Annotated in this window: 1 protein-coding gene and 2 pseudogenes; all 3 read right to left on the bottom strand. The window is 36.4% G+C overall.

Annotated elements, in window-relative coordinates; all coding sequences use genetic code 11:
- Nucleotides 1–91 precede the first annotated feature (91 nt).
- A pseudogene (locus F890_RS17850) lies at nt 92–674 on the bottom strand (helix-turn-helix domain-containing protein); the annotation flags it as partial.
- Between the two features lie 202 nt (nt 675–876).
- Complete coding sequence (locus F890_RS02205) at nt 877–1,227, bottom strand: hypothetical protein (RefSeq protein WP_004281821.1); 351 nt, start codon at nt 1,225–1,227, stop codon at nt 877–879.
- Between the two features lie 155 nt (nt 1,228–1,382).
- Nucleotides 1,383–1,860 (bottom strand): annotated as a pseudogene (locus F890_RS02200) (IS3-like element ISAba14 family transposase); the annotation flags it as partial.

Below are 1,860 nucleotides of genomic sequence, written 5' to 3'. Positions count from 1 at the left end.
AACCGCTCTTTCTCTGATTTCAGGGGTATATTTTAATTTTGTCATCGGGATAGTCTCTCAGAATATTGACTCTCCGACAAACCCGGTACGGTTCAGTCTGTATTCGCTGTATGGGAAAAGGCATTTCTTCAATTACACAGTTAAAAAGTCGAGTGTATTCGCAGCTGTTCGGCGTTTATATATCCTTAAAACGCGATATCGTGTGCAGTCATCGATAGATGTGTACTGATATAGTCCAGGACCCAGTTTACAGGTATCCATTTGAATTCTATCGCCTGGTAATGGACGTTCATAACAAATGTAATCTACTTTACGACGGAATTTTTTAATCGGTTTGACTTAATGGGTGGATAGTACTTTATGGATAGTCGCCAAGGACAACGAGACTCCGTGCAGCTCATTAATTCGGTTTGCAAACGTCGAGCACCAAGATTTCTAGCTGAGCGCATTTCCAATATTAAAGCTTCTAGCTCAGCATTGATTTTAGTATTTGGCGATTTTAAGGGACATTTACTATGACTACTTAATCCATCAATACCTTGTTCAGAATATCGTTTCCACCACTTGCGTAAAGTTGGTCTAGAAATGCCACATCTCCGACAAACCAGGCCAGTATTATTGGTCTCTTCAAATAATTTAACCCATACGAGTCTTTGTTGAATTTCTCTGTTCATAGACACCCATTATATTGAAGTGATGTCTATGAATCACACAGATTATCATAAGGCTTTTGAAACTGTCGCACCTCATGTTTGAATTCACCCATTAACAGAGTGCGAATTAGTCCTTGATCATGTTTGACCACATTTCAAGGAATAGTGTCCAACTTTCGGTATGCAGATTATGGTGTGGGGTTCTCTTAAAGTTTAAACCTTATTATTTTACTTCAGTAATGCTGATTGGCTGGTCTTTTACAAATTCAACAACCCCTTCACCACGTTTAAAGTGAATTGAAACTCCATTATTATTAGCTAAACGAATACCACTACCAGCAACTGTTTGCTTTAAACGATATACCATGCCTGAGTTATCAGTCATTAAAGCAGTTTCAAAGTTATCCGATGATTTCAGAAAAATTAATAAACCATTCGGACCAGAAAATTTAAGGACCTGCGTATCAGCTGAAGTATTGCTTGTAGCCTTATCTTGTAAAGTTTCAGTCTTTGGACTCGAAGTACACCCAGTCATTGCTAAAACTAACAAAGTTAAACTTAAAAAATATTTCATTTAACTACCTTTTTTATCTGTAAATCATAGGTGTATTTATACTAATTGTTATAATTTAACAATAAAACAAATATTACTTTTTTTTACATAAAAAAGAGGTGGTCCCACTTGTTTGAACAACTAAAAGCTTATTTATAAGTGATATTCTGCTCTAGTTAAGCTACCTTATTTTGTTGTGGTAGCTGGTCATAGTAAAACTCATCTGGAGTCATTTTGTCCAGACTCGAATGAGGTCGTTTCAAATTATAAAATTCAAAATATGCACTCAATTGCTTTTTCGCATCGGTGACACTGCTATAAGCTTTGAGATACACCTCTTCATATTTAACGCTTCTCCATAACCGTTCAACCATCACATTATCAATCCATCGACCTTTACCATCCATACTGATTTGAATGCCATTTGATTTCAATACATCAATAAATGCATCACTGGTGAACTGACTGCCCTGGTCTGTATTAAATATTTCAGGTGATCCATATTTTTCAATCGCTTCATTTAAAGCCGAAATACAAAAATCCACCTCCATACTAATCGATACCCTATGCGCAAGTACCTTGCGGCTATGCCAATCAATCACAGCACATAAATAAACAAAGCCTTTTGCCATAGGGATATACGTTATATCCGTA

This window comes from Acinetobacter sp. CIP 64.7 (genome assembly GCF_000369745.1).
Lineage (GTDB): Bacteria > Pseudomonadota > Gammaproteobacteria > Pseudomonadales > Moraxellaceae > Acinetobacter > Acinetobacter fasciculus.
The sequence above is the reverse complement of the archived record's forward strand: the minus strand, read 5'-3'. Positions and strand labels throughout refer to the sequence as shown.